The sequence below is a fragment of the Actinopolymorpha sp. NPDC004070 genome (assembly GCF_040610475.1).
GTDB lineage: Bacteria > Actinomycetota > Actinomycetes > Propionibacteriales > Actinopolymorphaceae > Actinopolymorpha.
This window is the reverse complement of sequence record NZ_JBEXMJ010000007.1, coordinates 297,744-317,530: the sequence shown is the minus strand read 5'-3', so window position 1 is coordinate 317,530 and position 19,787 is coordinate 297,744. Positions and strand designations below refer to the sequence as shown.

The following is a 19,787-nucleotide window of genomic DNA, read 5'->3' as shown; positions in this document are numbered from 1 at the left end:
GAGCGCGAACGGGTGTCCCCGAGACCACCCGAGGACACCCGATCGCGCGGAACGTTCAGCCGTATGTGCGCGTGGTGCGCCGGCGCACCACGCGGCACTCAGGCGGTGGCGAAGCCGTTCAGCGTCGCCGCCAGACCGGGATCGACCCGGGCACGCAGCCGGGTGCCGTCGGCGGTGTGCTCGACCTCGATCACCTCGCCGTGCTCGTGCACCTTCGCCACCAGGTCACCGCGGGCGTACGGGACGAGCGCACTCACCTCGACCTCGGGGTGGGGCAGCGCGGCGCCGATCATCTCCAGCAGCTCCGGCACGCCCGCGCCGGTGCGCGCGGAGACCACGACGGAACGGGGCACCAGCGTCTGCAGCCGGGCCAGCTCGATCGGGTCGGCCAGGTCGGCCTTGTTGATCGCCACGATCTCCGGCAGGTCACCCGCACCGGCCTCGGCCAGCACCTCGCGTACGGCACTGATCTGGCCCGCGGGGTCGGCGTGCGCGCCGTCCACGACGTGCACGACGAGATCGGCCTCGGCAACCTCCTCCAGCGTCGACCGGAACGCCTCCACCAACTGGTGCGGCAGGTGCCGGACGAAGCCAACCGTGTCGGTCAAGGTGAACAGCCGCCCGTCGGGCGCGGTGGCCCGGCGGGTCGTCGGGTCCAGCGTGGCGAACAACGCGTCCTCGACCAGCACCCCGGCACCGGTGAGCCGGTTGAGCAACGAGGACTTGCCGGCGTTGGTGTAGCCGGCGATCGCGACGGAGGGCACGGCGTTACGGCGCCGCCGCTGCCGCTTGGTGCTGCGGCCGGTCTTCATGCCCTCGATGTCGCGCCGAAGCTTGGCCATCCGGGTGCGGATGCGGCGCCGGTCGAGCTCGATCTTCGTCTCACCGGGGCCACGCACACCGACACCGCCACTGGCACCGCCCGCACGGCCGCCGGCCTGACGGGAGAGGTTGCCACCCCAACCACGTAGGCGGGGAAGGAAGTAGGACAGCTGGGCCAGCTCGACCTGGGCCTTGCCCTCACGGCTCTTGGCGTGCTGGGCGAAGATGTCCAGGATCAGCGCGGTGCGGTCGATGACCTTTACCTTGACCCGCTCCTCCAGGTTGCGCAGCTGGGCGGGGCTCAGCTCGCCGTCGCAGATCACGGTGTCCGCGCCGGTGGCGATCACCTCCTCGCGCAGCTCCTCGACCTTTCCGCGCCCGATGTAGGTCGCCTGGTCGGGCCGGCTGCGCCGCTGGATCAGCCCTTCCAGCACCTCCGCGCCGGCAGTCTCCGAGAGCAGCTTGAGCTCGAGGAGGGAGTTTTCGGCGTCGGCGATGCTTCCACCGGTCCACACCCCGACGAGGACCACGCGCTCCAGCTGGAGCCGGCGGTACTCGACCTCGGTGATATCGGTGAGCTGGGTGGAGAATCCGGCCACCCGCCGGAGGGCCTGGCGGTCTTCCAGGTCCAGTTCGCCTGTCGCGGGGTCGTCCACCGGAAACTCCCGGTCGACCACCGTGATGCGCAGGCCGGCGTCATCCGCCGGTGCTGTCGGCGCCGTACGGTCGGCGTCGGTGTGATCTTCGCGTCGTAGTGTCATACAACTCCAGTCAACGCCACGGGTCGGCCGTAGCTTCCCCAATCGTGGCACCTCGCAGCCAGTCGTGCATCCGGATATGTCGCGGCTGCGCCGATTCGGTCCCGCGGATCTCCCCCGGATCGACGAGGCCGCGCCTGCGCTCCGAGCGCCGGTTGACCGAAACCAGCCCATCCCGGCCGACCCGGGTCGCTTCGGTGGCACCGGCCCGGGCGTACTTCTTAGGGTCGGCTGAGGCCCCCAGACTGGCCGCGGACCTGACGAACATTCGGACAGTACGAACAGAACGAGCCTTCGGACAGTACCAACCACAACGAACGAACCAGAACGAACCGGAAGGATGCCTGGTGACCTCGCCCGAGCACAGCCCCGAACCCCTCGCCGCCCCGCCCTGGCAAGCCCCCGGAAGCGGCGGGACGCGGATCACCAGGGTCCGGACCATCCTCACCGCGCCGGAGAACATCACCCTCGTCGTGGTGAAGATCGAGACCTCCGACCCCGGGCTCTACGGCCTGGGGTGCGCGACGTTCACCCAGCGTGCCCGCGCGGTCGCGGAGGCGGTCGACTCCTACCTCGCTCCCCAGCTGATCGGTCGTGACCCGGCCGACGTCACCGACATCGCCGGCTCGTTGTTCCTCAGCTCGTACTGGCGGTCGGGTCCGGTCCTCAACAACGCCCTGTCCGGTGTCGACATGGCGCTGTGGGACCTGAAGGGCAAGCAGGCCGGGCTGCCCGTCTGGCAGCTGCTGGGCGGCCGGTGCCGCAGCGCGGTCCCCGTCTACGGGCACGCCTCGGGCCGGGACGCGGCGGAGGTGGAGGACGGCGTACGCGCGTTCGCGGAGAAGGGCTACAGGTACGTCCGCTGTCAGGTGGCGGTGCCGGGTGCGCTCACCTACGGCGTGTCCGCTGCACCTGGTGCTCCCGACCGTGGACCGGTCGGCTCGGGCACCGGATCGACACGGGCCGCACTGGTGCCCGACGCCTGGGACCCGGACTCCTACCTGCGAGTCGTACCGGAGCTGTTCGCCCACCTGCGCGACCAGCTGGGCGAGAGCGTGCACCTGCTGCACGACGTGCACGAACGGCTGAACCCGACGCAGGCGGTCCGGCTGGCCAAGGCGCTGGAGCCGTTCGGGTTGTTCTTCCTGGAGGACCTGCTGGCACCGGAGGACCTCGGCTGGCTGCCGACGGTGCGCGCCCAGGCAGCCACGCCGCTGGCGATCGGCGAGTTGTTCACCAATCCGGCGGAGTACGTGCCGCTGGTACGCGACCGGCTGATCGACTTCGTGCGCTGCCACATCTCCGCGATCGGGGGGCTGACGCCGGCCTGGCGCCTCGCCAACGCCGCGGAGCTGTTCGGGATCCGGACGGCGTGGCACGGTCCGGGCGACGTCTCCCCCGTGGGTCATGCGGCCAACCTCGCCCTCGACCTCGCCGCGCCGAACTTCGGCATCCAGGAGCAGCACGTCTTCAGCGAGACCGCGGCGGAGGTGTTCCCCGGCTGCCCGCAGGTGCGTGACGGTCACCTGTGGCCGAGCGACACACCAGGGCTGGGCGTCGACCTGGACGAGGACCTCGCGGCGAAGTACCCGCCGGTGGAGCCGCTGGTCAGGGACGCCTGGACGCGCACCCGGCTGCCGGACGGCACCGTGCAACGTCCGTGACGATCGAGCGCCGACGAGCCGCGCGCTGACGAGCGAACGCTGGGGAAGAAGCCGCGGGGCTCTTCCTCAGCGTTCGTGGTAGTTGGCGGAACGCAGGAGCACGGCCGTCCGGGCGATCGCGGACCTCCGGGCAAATGCCGACGCCCGGCGGGCCTGCACCTGCCGCAGGACGGCCCGACGCCGCTGCGCACGCAGCACGTCCTCGCCGTCTGGGGAGCTGGTGGTGTCCATGTTCTTGACCGTATCCCGGGCCACCGACACGCCGCCTGAGTCACAGGTCGGGCGTCGACTCCGTCTTCGGGAGGAGAAAACCCGGCGGGATACCCAGGGTCGACCCGGACCGACCCCGGTGCGCACACTCAGGGTCTGGTATTCGCAGGACTCGGGAGCGGGGTTCGCGCCATCCAGGAGCAGCATCCCGAGGCGGCCCCTCTCGCGGCGCCGCGCTCACCCCAGGGTCAGGTCCAGCTCGCCGCGGGCGGTGAGGACGGCCGGGCCGGTCATCTCCACCGAACCGTCGGACAGCAGGGCGATGGTGAGCGTACCGCCGGGAACGTCCACGCGGTACGAAGCGGGGGCGGTCACGCCGTCGGCGCGGGCCACGCTGGCCGCCACCGCGCACGCGCCGGTGCCGCAGGACCGGGTCTCGCCGACGCCGCGTTCGTGCACCCGCATCGCCAGGTGGCGGTCACCCCGGCGCACGGCGAACTCCGCGTTCACCCCCTTGGGGAACACCTCGGCCGGCGTCCACACCGGCGGGTCCAGCAGGGCGCCGGGGTCGGCGAGGTCGTCGACCATCGCCACCGCGTGCGGGTTGCCCATGTCGACCGCCACCGCGTCCCACGTACGCCCGCCGGCTGCCATCACCAAGCCGCCGGACTCGGGGAACCCGGCCACGCCCATCCCGACCGTGAGCTGGCCGTCGGCCTCGAACCGCACCGGCCGCAGACCCGCCCTGGTCGCCACCGGCACCTCGCCGGTGCCGTCGACCAGGCCGCGGGTGCGCAGGAAGTGCGCGAACACGCGGACGCCGTTCCCGCACATCTCGCCCACGGAGCCGTCGGCGTTGCGGAAGTCCATGAACCACTCGGCCGTGCCGACGAAGGCCCGGCCGTCCTCGATCGCGTCGGTGCGTACGACTCGCAGGACACCGTCGGCGCCGACCCCGCGTCGCCGGTCACACAGCTGCCGCACCGCTGCGGCGTCCAGATGAGGGTACAGGGTGCCGTCGGGGTCGTGGACGAGCAGGAAGTCGTTCTCCGTGCCGTGGCCCTTGACCCAGGCCACCGTGGACGTGCTCACCCGCGGACGTTCCTTCCTCCGACTACGCCTGACGCCTGACGTCTGCCCGGCCCGGCCCCTCGGCGGGCCGGGCAGACGTACGTCCATCCCAGGCTACGGGGTCGTCCGCGTCACCGCGGCGCCGGAACGTGCCCCTGGTCGCCGTGCCCGTGGTGGTGTCCGCCCGTGGGCAGGACGACCATCGCCGCGCCGCCGCCGCGGCGGGTGGGCTCGGCCACCGCCTCGACCGCACCACGGTCCCCGAACTGGATCGCCGTCTCCGCACCGATCTCCGGCACGGACTTGAACGCGTGCCCCTTCGCGGCCAGCGCCTTCCCCTCCGGAGAGGCGAGGAATGCCGGTTCGGCCTCGAGTGCGGTGTTTCGCGACGAGGCGCGGGGAGCCGCCACCGCGTCCGGAAGGCTCATCCCAAGCTCGTAGCGGTTGACCAGGGTCTGCAGGACGGTGGTGATGATCGTCGCTCCGCCCGGGCTGCCCAGCGCGAGCACCGGGTCCCCCTCCCTCAACACGATGGTGGGCGACATCGACGAACGTGGCCGCTTGCCCGGGCCGGGCAGGTTGGGGTCGGGCGCGTCGCCCTGCGTCGGCTCGAAGTTGAAGTCGGTCAGCTCGTTGTTCAGCAGGAAGCCGCGACCGGGCACGACCATGCCCGAGCCGCCGGTCTGCTCGATGGTGAGCGTGTACGACACGACGTTGCCCCACCGGTCGGACGCGGTGAGGTGGGTCGTGGACGGCCCTTCGTGCGGGTCGGCCGGCGCGACCGCGGCCTTGGTGTCACAGCCGGCGGAGTCGCCGTAGTCGCCGTCGGGCACACCCGGTGCGACCGGCTTCTTCAGTACGGCGTCGGGCTTGATCTCGCAGGCGCGCTCGTCGGCGAAGCCCTGCGACATCAGCGCCGGCAGCGGCACGTCCACCTGGTCGCTGTCGCCGACGTAGCGGTTGCGGTCGGCGAAGGCGAGCGCGGACGCCTCGAGGTAGGTGTGCAGCACGCCCACCCTGTCCTGGTGGGAGGGGTTCGCGGCCTCGACGATGTTCAGCGCCTCACCGACGGTCGAGCCGCCCGAGGACGGCGGCCCCATGCCGAACACGTCCATGCCGCGGTAGTCGACCTTCGTCGGTGCCCGCACGGGCGCGTCGTAGGCGGCCAGGTCGTCGGTGGTCATGGCACCGGGACGGACCACCCGGTCGGCGTCGGGGGCGACCGGCGGGTGCTGCACGGTACGCGCGATCTCGGCGCCGAGCACGCCGTCGTACAACGGCTTCATGCCCTCGCGAGCCAGCATGCGGTAGGTGTCCGCGAGGTCGCGGTTGCGGAACACCGAGCCGGCCGCGGGCGGAGCGCCGTCGGGAAGATAGAGCTTCCGGGTGGAGGTGAAGTCGTCGAAGACGTCGGCGTTCTCCTGGATCTGGGAGCGGAACGTGTCGTCGACCACGAACCCGCGCGAGGCCACCTTCGTCGCCGGCGCCAGCGCCCGGCGCAGCGACCAGGTGCCCCACTCGTCCAGAGCGCGGTCCCAGGTCGCGGGCGTACCCGGCACCCCGACGGACAGGCCGCTCACCCGGGCGTCCTGGAACGGCAACGGCTTGCCCGTCTCCGGGTCGACGAACAGCTTGTCGGTGGCACTCGCCGGCGCGGTCTCGCGTCCGTCGATGGTGTGCACCTTGCCCGACTTCGCGTCGTAGTAGACGAAGAAGCCACCGCCGCCGACGCCCGCGGAGAAGGGTTCGGTGACACCGAGCGTCGCGGCCGCGGCCACAGCGGCGTCGACCGCGTTGCCGCCCTCGCGAAGTACGTCGATACCCGCCCGCGTCGCGTCCAGGTCGACGGTCGACACCGCACCGCCGTAACCACGGGCAACCGGTGTCTTGGCCGGCTCGTTCCTCGGCTGGTGGCCGCGCGGCTGATCGGCGGCCGCGACCGACCCCAGCGCGGCGGTGGCGACCAGCGCCCCCACCGCGGTGACGACGACGGATCGACGCATCGACTGCTCCCTTCTCGGCGGCTCGGTCCTGCGGACCGTCCATGCGGGAACGGCTGACCCCGAACCACGGTGGCGAAGGTGGTTGATCATGCCAGGGATCGGCAGACTCGCACGTCCGCCGCCGCGAGGGCCCGCCTCGTCCGCGGATGGCGCACCACCTCGAGCCGACACGGCGTCAGCCCAGGTCGGAGGCGTCGTCGCGGGTGCTGTCGGCCGTGGGGGCGACCGCCCCGCCGGTAGCACGATCGACCGCACGGTTGACCAGATCCGGCGCGTCGTACGGCAGCCAGTGGATCCGCGGGTCGCGGCGAAACCACGAGTCCTGCCGGCGCGCGAACCGCCGGGTCGCGCGGACGGTCTGCTCCTTCGCCTCCTGCTCGGTGCACTCGCCGGCGAGGTACGCCAGCACCTGGGCGTAGCCGAGTGCCCGGGCGGCGGTCAGGCCGGTACGCAACCCGGCCGCGTCCAGCCGGCGTACCTCCGCGACGAATCCAGCGTCCCACATCCGGTCCACCCGCTCGCGGATGCGTTCGTCCAGCACGTCCCGGGGCACGTCAAGGCCGAGTTGACACACGTGCGGGAAGGTGTACTCGTAGGCGGGCAGGCTCGCGGTGAACGGCCGTCCGGTGAGCTCGACCACCTCCAGCGCGCGCACGATCCGCCGGGTGTTCGTCGGCAGGATCCCGGCGGCCGCGGCCGGGTCCAGCTCGGCCAGCCGGGCGTGCAGGCGGTCGGCGCCGACCCGCGCGAGCTCGCTCTCCAGCCGTGCCCGGATCGCCGGGTCGGTGCCGGGGAACTCGAACCTGTCCAGGATCGCCCGAATGTACAACGCCGACCCGCCCACCACGACGGGCAGCACGCCGCGGCCGTGGCAGTCGGCGATCGCCGATCGGGCCCGCTGCTGGAACTCCGCCACGGTCGCGGTCTCCCCCACGTCGAGGACGTCCACCACGTGGTGGGGCACGCCGCCGCGCTCGGGCAGCGGCAACTTGGCGGTTCCGATGTCCATCCCCCGGTAGACCTGCATCGAGTCGGCGTTGACCACCTCACCGTGCAGCCGCTGCGCGAGCGCGACGGCGAGGTCGGACTTGCCGGCCGCGGTCGGTCCGACGACGGCGAGCACCGAGGGGCGGGTCACGCGTTCGGTCTCCTTCTCCGGTCGGGCGGGCTCTTCGCGAGGGCTGCTCGCGGTACGGCGTGGTGTGCGGCCGGTACGGCCCGGGTAGAACTCGCTCCAGTCCACCATTGCGGGAAGGCTCGCGAGCACCCGGCCACCGGCGTCCGGAGTGTCAGCCGAGCAGTCGCCAGTACGCGACGAAGTAGCCGACACCGTAAGGAGCCTCGTCCGCCAGCAGACGTGGTTCGAGCCGGCGACCGCCCGCCACAGCGGCCTCCACCGCACCGGCCAGCACCTGCCAGGCAGCCCGGCCGGCAACCAGCAGCTCACGCGCCAGGTCGGGTCGAAGCCCCCGGAGTCCGTCGAGGTCACCTCTTCCCAGCGCGGTGGCCACCAGCGCGTCCAGCTTCGGTGCGCGTGGATCGGCGGCTCCGGGGGCGTGCTGGTCCCGGCGCGCGGAGCCGTCGCCCATCACCAGGAGGCCGATCCGGCCCGCCTGCGCGGTGGAGGTGCGAACGAGCGCTGCGCCGAGGTCCGCGCATCGGGCGGAGTCGTAGATGTCGGGTACGCCGACGTAGCTGCGCTCCCCCGTGTGTCCGCAGCTGTCCAGCAGCCAGGCGCCGACCGTGTGCGCGACCGGCAGGTCCGGCTTCGCCGTCCCGGCGGACGCGCCGACTCGTACGTCGACGCCGTACGCGGCGAGCGATCCGGTCGCGGTGGTCCCCCAGGTGAGCACGGTGTCCGCGGCTGGCGCGGCGCCCACGCAGACCACCACGTCGGGCTCGGCGGCCACCAGCTGCCGAACGGCGGACCGGGCGGCCGACCGCAGACCGGCCAGCTCCTCGGCGTTCGCGCCGGCCAGTGCCGGGATCATCAGCGGCGGATGCGGGCACACGGCGGCGGCTACGACGACGGGCGCCGCGGGCAGGACGGGCACGGCGGGCAGCGTAACGTCGGCGCTTCCACCCGCGGCTCGACGACCCGGGCGCGATCCGGAGTCGTCCGTGACCGGCCGCCCCATGGGTCAGCTGATGCCGCGGCGCTTGAGGATCTCGTCGATGTCCTCGAAGCCCGCGAGCGGGTCCTCGTCGTCGTCCTTGCCCTTGCTCCGGCCCCTGCTCTGCTCGACCGGCTTCGGCGTGACGGAGGCCTTACCAGTGTTCGTCCGGCCGCCCGCTGCCCCTCCGGCCCCGGCATCGATGGCCTTCGAACCACCGGCCCTGGAACCACCGGTGCCCGAACCGGCGGCTCGGGTGCCCGCCGCGGTACGTCCCGTCTCCACCTCGCCGGCGCGGCTCGCCTGGCGCCGGCGCATGGCCGCGGCGACCGGCAGGCAGATCGCCGCGACCCCGAACAACGCGAGCCCGGTCCAGACGTACGGACTGAACACGAACCCGCTCACCCACTTGACCAGCGCAGCGCCGACGGTCCACAACAGCCGGACCATGCCGGTGAGGTAGATCGCCATCGGCAGCACGGCCCAGCCGAACAGCCGGATACCGGCGGCCGCGCCCCGGCGGCGGAACGCGAAGAACGCCGCGACCACACCCAAGGCGCTCAGTCCGGCGCAGACCGGGAACCAGGTCGCGTCGTCGTACATTCGCATTCACCTTCCGTCGCCTCGGCCCGATCAGCCCTCCGTCCATCCTGCACCGAAGCCCCCGGGGAAGCACGAGGGATATCCCCAGGCCGACCCGGAAAGTCCGCCGACGGTGCGGAACTCCCGCGCCGGCTCAGGCGAGCAGTGAGCGGCCTCCCCGGTCAGAACGCGACCGCGGGCAGCGTGACGTGCTCGGGCCGCAGCTCACCGACCTCGGCGGCGCCGAGCAGCTGCATGGTGCGGGTGATCTCGCTGCCGAGGATCTCCACGGCCCGCTGCACGCCACGCTCGCCGCCTGCCATCAGGCCGTAGAGGTACGCCCGGCCGATCAGTACCGCGCGCGCGCCGAGCGCGCAGGCGGCCACGATGTCCGCGCCGGTCATGACGCCGGTGTCGATGTAGACCTCGGCCCGGCCGGCCACGGCGTCCACCACCTTCGGCAGCAGCTGCAGCGGCACCGGCGCGCGGTCGAGCTGGCGGCCACCGTGGTTGGAGATCACCACGCCGTCGACGCCGAGGTCGACCACCTTGCGGGCGTCGTCGACGTTCTGGATGCCCTTGACGACCAGCGACCCGGGCCACACCTCCCGCATCCAGGCCAGGTCGTCGAAGGTCACCGAGGGGTCGAACATGTGGTTGATCAGCTCGGCCACCGTGCCCGGCCAGTCCGACAGGGACGCGAACGTCAGCGGCTCGGTGGTCAGCAGGTTCAGCCACCACGCCGGGTGCATGCCCATGTCGAGGATGGTCTTCGGGGTGAGGCTGGGCGGGATCGTCATGCCGTTGCGTACGTCGCGCAGCCGGGCGCCCGCGACCGGCACGTCCACGGTGAGCACGAGCGTGGTGTAGCCGGCGGCCAGCGAGCGGTCCACCAGGTCCTTGCCGGCGGCGCGGTCGGTCCAGACGTACAGCTGGAACCACTTGTCCGCCTCGGGCGCGGCCGCGGCGACGTCCTCGATCGAGGTCGTGCCCATGGTCGACAGGGCGTACGGGATACCGGTGCGCTGGGCGACGCGGGCCACCGCGGGCTCGCCCTCGTGCTGCATCATCCGGGTGAAGCCGGTCGGTGCGAACGCGAAGGGGTACGCCGACGGCCGGCCAAGGATGGTCGTGCTCGGGTCGACCCTGGACACGTCCCGCAGGATGCTCGGGTTGAACTGCAGCCGGTGGAACAGCGAACGCGCGCGGTTCAGGGTGACCTCGCCCTCGGCCGCGCCGTCGGTGTAGTCGAACGGCGCCCTCGGCGTGCGCCGCTTGGCCACCGCCCGCAGGTCCGCGATCGTCAGGGCGCGGTCCAGGCGCCGCTTGGTGGCGTCCAGCTCCGGCCGGCGGGTGCGCACCAGCGGACGGAGCTCGGAACAGCGGGGCAGTCGGCGTTGCGTCGTCATCTGGGGGTTCTCCCTTGTCCGGCGGGACTCTTCGGTCGGGGCGGATCACTGGGCGGGGCGGTCGGCTGGGCGGCCGGCGGATCAACCGGCGGGTCGGTGGGCAGGGCGAGCGCGCGGACCAGCCCCTGCCGGCCGACCTCCAGGTCGTCGGCGAGGGCACGCTGGGCCTTCTCCACGCCGCGGTCGAGGTTGGTCAGCAGCTCCCGGTGCAGGCGGGCGAGGCGACCGGGGGTGAACTCCGGCCGTGCGAAGGCGAGCAGGAACTGCAGCTCGTCCTCGCACGCGGAGTACGCGCCGAGGAGGCGGGGGTTGCCGGCCGCCGCGACCAGGGAGTGGTGCACGGCACGGTGTGCGGCGGTGACGTCGTGCCAGGCGGCGGGCGAGCCGCCGGGCCGGTCGACGGCTTCCAGAGCGGCGACAGCGGCCGCTACCGGAGCCAGGTCGCGCCCGCCGGCGAGGGCGAGCCGCAGCGCCCCGAGCTCGATGACGGCGCGGTAGCCGAACAACTCCTCCACCCGCTCGATGGTGAGGTCGGGGACGAACGCGCCGCGATGGCGTACGTGCGTGAGCAGGCCGGCGGTCACCAACGCCCGCAGCGCCGCCCGCACGGTGTAGCGGCCGACACCGAACTCCGTGGCCAGCTGCTCCTCCGACAGGTGCGCGCCGGGTGGCAGCGCTCCGTCGAGGAGCCGGGCGCGCAGCACTTCCGCCACCTGCTCGGCGGCCGTCCGGCTGGCCTCGCTCATGGGCGAGATTGTGTCACAACCCGGCCGACGGCCGGAAACGCCGATGGCCGGCCCGGGCGAACCCGGGCCGGCCACCTGCCGGCTCTGCTGTCGTACCTGTCGTGCTTGCCGTGCCTGTCCAACCGCCGGTGTGACCGGCGATCGAGCGACCCGAGCGATCAGGCGCGGGCGAACCTCAGGGTGAGGATCTGGAACGGCCGCAGCGTCACCTCGACCGCGCCGTCGACCACCTCGCGGTCGGCCAGCGGACGCTCGAGCAGGTCGGTCTCGGTGACCGACGCGGCGCCGAACGACGTGGACACCCGGCCGGTCGCGCGGCCGCCGTGTGCCTCGTACAGCCGGACGACCACGTCGCCGGACCGGTCCTCGGCGAGCTTCACGGCCTCGACCACCACGGCCGGGTTGTCCACCCGCACCAGCGGGGCGACGCCCTCGGCACCGGTCACCGTGCGCGCCGGGAGGTTGATGCGGTAGCCCTCCTCGACCGCCTCGGCGATGCCCGCCCCGGGCACCAGTGCGTACGACAGCTTGTGCACGCCCTGGTCGGTCACCGGGTCGGGCACTCGCGGCGCCCGCAGCAGGGACAGCCGCACCGTGGTGGTGGTGCCGCCGTCCTCGGTACGGACGTCGCGGGTCACGTCGTGGCCGTACGTGGAGTTGTTGACCACAGCGTGGCCGTACCCCGGCTCGCCCACCTGGATCCACCGGTGCGCGCAGAACTCGAACTTCGCGTTCTCCCACGAGGTGTTGGTGTGGGTGGCCCGGAACACGTGGCCGAACTGCGTCTCCGACGCGGACTGGTCGGCGCGAACGTCCAGCGGGAACGCGACCTTGAGGAACTTCTCCTTCTCGTGCCAGTCGATCTCGTTGTCGACGTTGACCTGGCACTCGCCGACCCCGATCCGGATCGTCTGCCGGATCGTGGAGCCGCCGAACGAACGGGTCACGGCCACCGCGGCCTCGGTGCCCGACTCCGACACGACCTCGATCGAGTCGACGTCGGTGAGGTCGCGCACCTTGTTGCGGTAGAAGGGGTCGACGTCCCAGGCGTCCCAGAGGTTCGGGGTGTCGACGTGCAGCTGCAGCAGGTTGCCCGCCGCGCCCGGGGCGATCGCCTCCCGGCCGGACTCCAGCTCCACGACGGAGCTGAGCAGGCCGCGCTCGTCCACGGTCACCCGGACCAGGCCGTTGTCGAGGACGACGGCGCTGCCCTCACGGCGTACCGACACCTCCGGCGCGTGCGAGGAGGCCCGTACGTCCGCGCCCATGGCCGGCACGCCGAGCCGGTCGTGCGGTGCGGCGTTGAAGACGACGGTGGCGTCGCCCTCGCCGGCCAGCGCCCGCTGCGCGCGCTCGATGATCGCCTCCAGCTCGACCGCCAGCCGGGCGTAGGTCTCCTCCGCCTCGCGGTGGACCCAGTGGATCGAGCTGCCCGGCAGGATGTCGTGGAACTGGTTGAGCAGGACGGCCTTCCAGATCCGGTCCAGGTCCTCGTACGGGTAGTCCGCCCGGCCGGCCACCGCCGCCGCGGCCGACCACAGCTCGGCCTCGCGCAGCAGGTGCTCGCTGCGGCGGTTGCCCTGCTTGGTCTTGGCCTGAGAGGTGAACGTGGCCCGGTGCAGCTCGAGGTAGAGCTCACCGACCCACACCGGCGCGTTGGAGTACTCGTCGTGGGCGCGCTGGAAGAAGTCCGCCGGGTGCTCGATGGTCACCTTCGGCGAGGCCTCCAGGTCGGCCAGCCGCTCCGCCCGGCCGAGCATCTCCCGGGTGGGGCCGCCACCGCCGTCGCCGTGGCCGAACGGCAGCAGCGACCAGGTGCCGCCGCCCTGGTCCTGGTAGTTGCGCTGGGCCCGGGCGAGCTCGTCGCCGGTGAGCTGGCCGTTGTAGGTGTCGGCCGGCGGGAAGTGGGTGAAGACCCGCGTCCCGTCGATGCCCTCCCACCAGAACGTGTGGTGCGGGAACTTGTTGGTCTGGTTCCAGGAGATCTTCTGGGTGAGGAACCACTTGTTGCCGGCGAGCTTCACCAGCTGCGGCATCGCGCCGGAGTAGCCGAAGGAGTCCGGCAGCCAGACGGTCTCGGTCTCGATGCCGTACTCGTCCAGGAAGAACTTCTTGCCGTGCACGAACTGGCGGGCCATCGCCTCACCGCCCGGCATGTTGCTGTCGGACTCGACCCACATCCCGCCGATGGGGATGATCTGGCCGGACTCGACGGCGGCCTTGAGGCGGTCCCAGACCTTCGGGTGGTGTTCCTTCATCCAGGCGTGCTGCTGGGCCTGGGAGAACGCGAACCTGAAGTCGGGGTGGTCGGCGGCCAGCGTGGTGACGTTGGAGACCGTACGGGCGACCTTGCGCACCGTCTCGCGCAGCGGCCACAGCCACGCGGAGTCGATGTGCGCGTGCCCGACGGCGGAGATCTGGTGGGCGCTGGCGTACGCCGGCTTGGCCAGCACCGGGGCGAGCTGCTCGCGGGCGAGCGCGGCCGAACCCGGGATGTCGTCGTAGTCGAGGGCGTCCAGCGAACGCTCGAGGGCGCGCAGGATCTCCGGGCGGCGCGGCAGGTCGGTCGGCAGCTCGTGCATCAGCTGCGCCAGCACCTCGATGTCGCGCAGCAGGTGGTAGACGTCGACGTTGAACACCGCGAGCTCGGCCCGGCGGATCTCGTACATCGGCTCGGTGCCGGCGGTGGACTTGTCGCCCAGGTTGGTGGGCAGGAAGCCGGACTGGATCACCGCGGGGTTGGCGGCGGCCTCGAGGTAGACCTGGAACGCCGCACCCCCCTTGGCCTTCGCATGCTCCGACGGCGAGACGCCACCGGCCGCGAGCCCGCTGACCGGGAGGTAGATGTTGTCCGGGTTGAGGCCCTTGATCGGGTCGCCGTCCGGGGTGTACGCGAGCCCCTCGGCGGAGAAGCCGGGGCCGCCGCCGAAGCCGAGGTCGACGACCGCCTCAACCCGCAGGCCGTCCCACTCCTGCGGGACCTGCGCGGTCAGCCGGAACCAGCTGGTCCCCCACGGCGGGCCCCACTTGTCGCCCAGGGCAGCCGGCTTGAAGTCGGCCGCGAGGGCGTCGGTGACCGGGACCGGCTCACCGGGGGCGTGCCACACCTCGATGTCGAGCGGAACGGTGTCGCCGTACAGAGCGGGGCGGAGCCGTTGCTGGAGAGCGCGTTCCAGCCGGGCTTCCACCAGCTTCTGGTCATCGTGCATGGGTCCTCCGAAGGAACCGGGTACGGTCACCCGAGGCCGACATATGGGAGCGTTCCCACATTCGGGCCGGCGGGCGAGGAATGTCTGGGGAGAGACGCTAGCCCAGCCCGCCCGCTCGGCCGCGCGGCGTCCACCGGCGACAACCCGGGCAGACGCGCAGCGACCCGGCGGACACGGAACGTGGCGGGTCGCCGGGATTCGCCGGAGATTCAGGAGACCGTCGGCGGGACCGGTGAGACCGCCGGCGCCGACGCGACGGGCTGGGTGGAGGAGCCGGAGAAGCCCGAGAGCCCGGACGGGCTCGGCCGAACGGGCGGGGTGGACGCGCCGGTGCTCTCCCGCGCGATCAGGCGGTAGTCGGCGTACACCTCCTGCGGACCGCCGTCGGCGTCGGCGCGTCCGGCCGCGCCGGTCAGTAACTGCCGGTGCAGCAGGTCGACGGCGCACCCGGCGATCCGGCGCTTGTCCGGCGAGATCGTGGACAGGGTCGGCACGCTGAACCGGCCGTCCTCGATGTCGTCGAACCCGATCACCGCCACGTCGTCGGGCACCCGCACGCCGCGCTCGGCGAGCGTGCGCAGCGCGCCGAGGGCGAGCAGGTCGCTGAAGCAGAACACCGCGTCGGGGCGGGCGCCGGCATCCAGCAACGCAGCCATCGCGGCGGCGCCCTCCGCGCGGTGGAACCGCGGCGTCGAGGCGACCAGCCGCTCGTCGTAGCCGACCCCGGCGGAGGCCAGCGCCGAGCGGTAGCCGCGCAGCCGCATCCGGGCGGTCACCCCGGCGGCGCTGCGCTGGGCGCCGATCGCGGCGACCCGGGTGCGGCCCAGTTCGAGCAGGTGCGCGGTGGCGTCCCGGGCGGCCGCCACGTTGTCGATGAGCACGTGGTCGGCCGGTCCGCGGTGGATCCGCTCGCCCAGCAGCACCATCGGCGTGGCGTCGGTGCGCTCGGCCAGATCGGCCGCGGTGAGGGCCAGCGGGCTGAGCACCAGACCGTCGATGAGCTGGTCGCGGATGCCGCCGATCACCTGGCGTTCGCGTTCACGTACACCGTCGGTCTGGTCCACCAGCACCGTCCAGCCGCGCGCGTCCGCGGCGGCGACCAGGTGGCGGGCCAACTCGGCGAAGTACGGCACGTCCAGCTCGGGCACGGCCAGCGCGATCACCCCGGTGCGGCCGCGGCGGAGGTTGCGGGCGGACAGGTTGGGCCGGTAGTTGAGGGTGACGATCGCCTCCTCCACCCGGACGCGGGTCTCCGCCCGGACGTGGAGATAGCCGTTGACGACGTTGGAGACCGTCTTCGGCGACACCCCGGCCAGCCGGGCGACGTCCCGCAACGTCGTACGCATCGCGTTCCTCCCGCCCGACCCGTCCGGTGGTTCGTCCGCTGGTCCGTCCACCGCCGCGGCTGTCGACCGCGCGTGGGGACCCCATTGTGCGGGAACGCGGGCGCCGGGGGAACCTAAGGTGCCGAGCGGTTCGCCCTGGCCCGGGCCAGCGCGTACAGCTCGTCGAAGTCGGCCAGCACCACCGGCCAGGTGCAGCGCACCGGCTCGGTCGACCGGTTGTACGCCGCGATGGTGCCGCGCAGGGTGTCGTCACCGGCCAGCCGGGCGACCGCGGCGGCGAGCTCGGCCGGCGAACCGCCGAGCAGGCCCTCCTTCTCCGAGACGACGAAGTCGGCCACGCCACCGCGGTCGTACGCCACGACGGGCACGCCGGCCAGCCGCGCCTCCAGCGCGGCGATGCCGAACGACTCCCGGATCGCCGGGGCGAGGAACACGTCCGCCGAACCCAGCACCGCGCGCACCCGGTCACGGTCCAGGCGACCGGCGAGCTCCACCCAGCCGGTCATCGCGTGGCGGCGGAGATAGCGCTCCATCAGCGGACGGGCCGGCCCGTCGCCGACGACGGTGGCGTACAGCGGCACCCGCCTGTCCAGCCCGTCCAGTTCGGAGCGGGCGGCGCGCAGGATCGACAGCAACGTCAACGGCTGCTTGCGCGGAGCCAGCCGGCCGACAGCGACCACGTGCACGCCGGGTCGGTGCCGGCGGTCGGCCGGGTCGGCAGGCTCGGGCCGGTCGGCAGGCTCGGCCGGCCGCCACTGCGCGGTGTCGATGCCGTTCGCGACCACTCGCACCGGCACCCGGTCGCCGACGACCCGCCGGATCGGGACGGCCGCCGCCTCGCTCACCGTCGACGCCACCGCCGGCCAGCCGGTCCAGGAGGCTGCGGCGTCCAGGGCGCGGTACATCGCGCAGGTGGCGGGATCCCACATGCTGTGCACGGTCACCACCGTGGGCAGCCGGCGGCGTGCCGCCGCGCGGACGGCCGCCCAGCCGAACGGCGACACCGCGCCGACGTGCACGTGCACGACATCCGGGCGCAGGTCGGCGTACAGCCGGCCGACGTGGCGGCCGGTGCGCGGATGAACCGGTAGCTCCCACGGAAGCGGCGCCACCACCCGGTGGACCGGCACGCCCGGGCCGCCGGACCGGTCCCCCGCCGCGGCCGCCCAGGCAGCGTCCCCGCCGGCACCGTCGGGCGTGGCGGTGACCACCTCGACCCGGTGGCCGGCGCGGTGCTGCATCCGGGCGAGCTCGGCGAGCTGGATCTCGATCCCACCCAGCCGGGGCAGGAAGCAGTCACTCACGTGTACGACTTTCACCACACGTCCCCCGTGTCGACGTTGGTCGGGGCGGTCCAGGCCGCCCTCGTTCCGGCTCGGGAGAGGACGCGGGTAAGCAGGTGTAGCGTGACGGGCCCCGCACCGGCGTGCGTTCGTCCCGCGCCGAGGTTCCCGTCGCCCATGTCGTCTGCGTAATCCACTTCGTCCACGTCGTCCAGCCCTGTGCGCCGATCCGAGCCGTCCATGAGTATCAGCACTGGCCCACCGCGTCGCCACTGGAGGATTCCCGGAGATGTCCCTGAGGACACGGCGGTTCCGTACCCGCTCGTGCGAGGGTGGGGGGATGGGCCGCACCTGCGTGTTCTTCCACGCTCATCCCGACGACGAGGCGTTGTTCACCTCGGGCACCATGGCCCGGCTCGCGGCCGAGGGGCACCGGGTCGTCCTGGTGGTCGCCACGGCCGGTGACCAGGGGCTGGCCGCGCCGGAGTCGATCACCGCCGGTGCGGCCGCCGGCCGGGGCACCGGCAGGGAGACCGCAGGCGGTCCCACCGCTCCTCGCCTCGGCGACGTACGTCTCGCCGAACTCCGCGCGTCCGCCGCGGCACTCGGCGTCGCCCGGGTCGAGCACCTCGGCTACGCCGACTCCGGTCTGGACGGGCGGGCCGAGCCCACGTGGGCACCGGCCTTCGTCCGCGCGGACGTCGACGAGGCGGCCGGCCGGCTGGCCGCGCTGCTGGCCGAGGAGCACGCCGACCTGGTGACGACATACGACCCGGCCGGCGGTTACGGCCACCCCGACCACGTACGCGTGCACCGGGTGGGAGCCCGGGCCGCCGAGCTCGCCGGCACGCCGACGGTGCTCGAGGCGACCGTCGACCGGGAGCTGCTGCTGCGCGCGCTGCGCCTGGTCGGCCGGGTCTACCGGTTCCCGCCGGAGTTCGACGTGCGCAGCTTCGAGCGCGCGTTCGCCTCCCGGGCCGAGATCACCCACCGGATCGACGTACGCCGGTTCACCGCGGCCAAGCGGGCGAGCCTGGCTGCACACGCGACCCAGGCCACCGGCGGCGACTCGGTGCGTACCGTCGCGGCGTTGCGCCGGCTGCCCGGACCGCTGTTCCGGCTGGTGCTCGGCACCGAGTGGTACGTCCAGCGTGACCTCGCGCCGGGCACCCGCCTGACGCATCCGCTCGCCGGCCTCGCCCCCTCCCGCACCCCCGGGAGTGCGCGATGAAGGTGACCGGATCGGCGTTCCAACGTCCGTGGGTGCGCACCACGGTGTCTTTGGCCTCGATCCTGATCGCGGTCGGGCTGGTGGCCGCCCTGCCCTACATCGTGGGCATCGACTGGGGCGTCATCTGGGCGCAGTTCGCCCGGTTGAACGGCTGGGCCGTGGTCGGCCTGATCGCGTTGTGGGGGCTCGGGCTGTGGGCGTACACCTGGGTGCTCACCGCTTCACTGCCCGGGCTCAACCACCGCCAGGCGCTGACCCTGAACGCCGTCGGCAGCGCGGTGAGCAACCTGATGCCGTTCGGCGGCGCCGCCGGCGTCGCGGTCAACTTCGCGATGGCCCGGTCGTGGGGTTTCCGCAGCCACGCGATCGCGGTGTCCACGGTCGCCTCCGGCATCGCCAACGTGCTGGCGCGGTTCCTGCTGCCGGCGGTCGGGCTGCTGGCGCTGCTGGCGGCCGGGCACCTCCCCGACTCCTGGCTCGCCGTCCCGGTCGCCACCGCCTCGGTCGGGCTGTTCGGGCTGGTCGCCGCCCTGGTGGTCGCGCTGCGCTGGGACCGCGCCGCCGACGTCGTGGGAAGGGCGGCCGACCGCGCGCTGCGCGTACTTCCCCGCCGCATCCGGCCCGCCGAGCACCAGGCCAGCGCCGCGCTCGCCCGGCTGCGGGTGACGACCTCGGGCCTGCTGAGGACGTCCTGGCTGCCGATGACGCTCGGGATGAGCTGCTACCTCGCGCTGCAGGCCGCGTTGTTCTGCGCCTGCCTGCTGGCCACCGGCGCTTACCTCGGCGTCGGTGAGGCCGTCGCGGCGTTCGCGCTCGGGCGGCTGCTCACCACGGTGGTTGTCACGCCGGGCGGGTTCGGGATCGCCGAGGCCGGCACGGCGGCGGTGATGATCCACCTGGGTGGGGCACCGGGGCCGGTCACCGCCGCGGTGTTGCTGTTCTCGATGTTCACGTTCGTGCTGGAGGTGCCGCTCGGGGCGGTGTTCTGGCTGCTGCGGTCGCTGTCCGGATCACCCGCGAGGAGCCGGCGACTGCGGCTGGTGCCGGCGCTCACGCTGCCCTCCTCCGGGGACGGCCGCCGCGCCGAGGGCATCGACGTCGAGCGCGTGGACGGCGTGGGCGACGTGGACCGCGCCGACCACACCGGCCACGTGGAGCAGACCGGCCACGCCGGTCACGCGGACCACGCCGGCAACGCCCGCCGCACCCCGCGACGGTCCGCCGCCGAGTACTGACCACGCCCGGCCGGATCGGCTCGGCAGCAGACCAGGGTGGGAAAGCGCTTTCGTACGATGGCTTCCGCGGGTGTGCGGCGCACCTCGCACGCCGGTACGAGGAG

At 73.0% G+C, this 19,787-nt stretch carries 15 protein-coding genes; 3 read left to right on the top strand and 12 right to left on the bottom strand.

The annotated features are described in order from the left end of the window. Positions 1-98: 98 nt before the first annotated feature. A complete protein-coding gene (gene hflX, locus ABZV93_RS15455) occupies positions 99-1,583 on the bottom strand; it encodes a GTPase HflX (protein ID WP_354935596.1) in 1,485 nt (494 codons plus the stop codon). 344 nt (positions 1,584-1,927) lie between these two features. Between hflX and ABZV93_RS15450 the strand changes: the two genes are divergently transcribed. Continuing rightward, the gene (locus ABZV93_RS15450; protein ID WP_354935593.1) at positions 1,928-3,244 is read left to right on the top strand and encodes an enolase C-terminal domain-like protein; all 1,317 of its coding nucleotides are present in this window, start codon (positions 1,928-1,930) and stop codon (positions 3,242-3,244) included. 66 nt (positions 3,245-3,310) lie between these two features. Here ABZV93_RS15450 and ABZV93_RS15445 read toward each other — a convergent pair whose 3' ends face one another. The 11 genes from ABZV93_RS15445 to ABZV93_RS15395 form a co-directional block, all read right to left on the bottom strand. Then, positions 3,311-3,475: a hypothetical protein gene (locus ABZV93_RS15445; RefSeq protein WP_354935590.1), complete on the bottom strand. Its 165-nt coding sequence runs from the start codon at positions 3,473-3,475 to the stop codon at positions 3,311-3,313. 216 nt (positions 3,476-3,691) lie between these two features. Continuing rightward, entirely contained in the window at positions 3,692-4,546 is an 855-nt protein-coding gene (dapF, locus tag ABZV93_RS15440) for a diaminopimelate epimerase (RefSeq protein ID WP_354935587.1), read from the bottom strand. 110 nt (positions 4,547-4,656) lie between these two features. Beyond that, complete coding sequence (gene ggt, locus ABZV93_RS15435; RefSeq protein ID WP_354935584.1) at positions 4,657-6,528, bottom strand: gamma-glutamyltransferase; 1,872 nt, start codon at positions 6,526-6,528, stop codon at positions 4,657-4,659. A 175-nt stretch (positions 6,529-6,703) separates the two neighbouring features. Beyond that, positions 6,704-7,666: a tRNA (adenosine(37)-N6)-dimethylallyltransferase MiaA gene (gene miaA / locus ABZV93_RS15430; protein ID WP_354935674.1), complete on the bottom strand. Its 963-nt coding sequence runs from the start codon at positions 7,664-7,666 to the stop codon at positions 6,704-6,706. A 151-nt stretch (positions 7,667-7,817) separates the two neighbouring features. Beyond that, positions 7,818-8,582, bottom strand: coding sequence for a class III extradiol dioxygenase subunit B-like domain-containing protein (locus ABZV93_RS15425; RefSeq protein ID WP_354935581.1), 765 nt, complete (start codon positions 8,580-8,582; stop codon positions 7,818-7,820). An 87-nt stretch (positions 8,583-8,669) separates the two neighbouring features. Further along, positions 8,670-9,245 (bottom strand): hypothetical protein, encoded by a 576-nt coding sequence (locus ABZV93_RS15420; protein WP_354935578.1) that lies wholly within the window; start codon positions 9,243-9,245, stop codon positions 8,670-8,672. A 161-nt stretch (positions 9,246-9,406) separates the two neighbouring features. Then, complete coding sequence (locus tag ABZV93_RS15415; protein WP_354935575.1) at positions 9,407-10,633, bottom strand: alpha-hydroxy acid oxidase; 1,227 nt, start codon at positions 10,631-10,633, stop codon at positions 9,407-9,409. After that, positions 10,630-11,379, bottom strand: coding sequence for a GntR family transcriptional regulator (locus ABZV93_RS15410; protein ID WP_354935572.1), 750 nt, complete (start codon positions 11,377-11,379; stop codon positions 10,630-10,632). The genes ABZV93_RS15415 and ABZV93_RS15410 overlap by 4 nt, the downstream gene beginning before the upstream one ends. A gap of 158 nt (positions 11,380-11,537) precedes the next feature. Further along, complete coding sequence (locus ABZV93_RS15405) at positions 11,538-14,588, bottom strand: glycoside hydrolase family 38 C-terminal domain-containing protein (RefSeq protein WP_354935569.1); 3,051 nt, start codon at positions 14,586-14,588, stop codon at positions 11,538-11,540. 209 nt (positions 14,589-14,797) lie between these two features. After that, positions 14,798-15,934, bottom strand: coding sequence for a LacI family DNA-binding transcriptional regulator (locus ABZV93_RS15400; RefSeq protein WP_354935566.1), 1,137 nt, complete (start codon positions 15,932-15,934; stop codon positions 14,798-14,800). 113 nt (positions 15,935-16,047) lie between these two features. Next, the gene (locus ABZV93_RS15395; protein WP_354935563.1) at positions 16,048-17,238 is read right to left on the bottom strand and encodes a glycosyltransferase family 4 protein; all 1,191 of its coding nucleotides are present in this window, start codon (positions 17,236-17,238) and stop codon (positions 16,048-16,050) included. A 319-nt stretch (positions 17,239-17,557) separates the two neighbouring features. On the opposite strand from ABZV93_RS15395, the gene ABZV93_RS15390 reads away from it, so the two are divergent. Together ABZV93_RS15390 and ABZV93_RS15385 are read left to right on the top strand one after the other, a co-directional pair. After that, a complete protein-coding gene (locus ABZV93_RS15390) occupies positions 17,558-18,448 on the top strand; it encodes a PIG-L family deacetylase (RefSeq protein ID WP_354935561.1) in 891 nt (296 codons plus the stop codon). Further along, on the top strand, positions 18,445-19,683 hold the full coding sequence (locus ABZV93_RS15385; RefSeq protein WP_354935558.1) for a lysylphosphatidylglycerol synthase transmembrane domain-containing protein: 1,239 nt from the start codon (positions 18,445-18,447) through the stop codon (positions 19,681-19,683). Before ABZV93_RS15390 ends, ABZV93_RS15385 begins: the two co-directional genes overlap by 4 nt. The last annotated feature ends 104 nt before the right edge of the window (positions 19,684-19,787 follow it).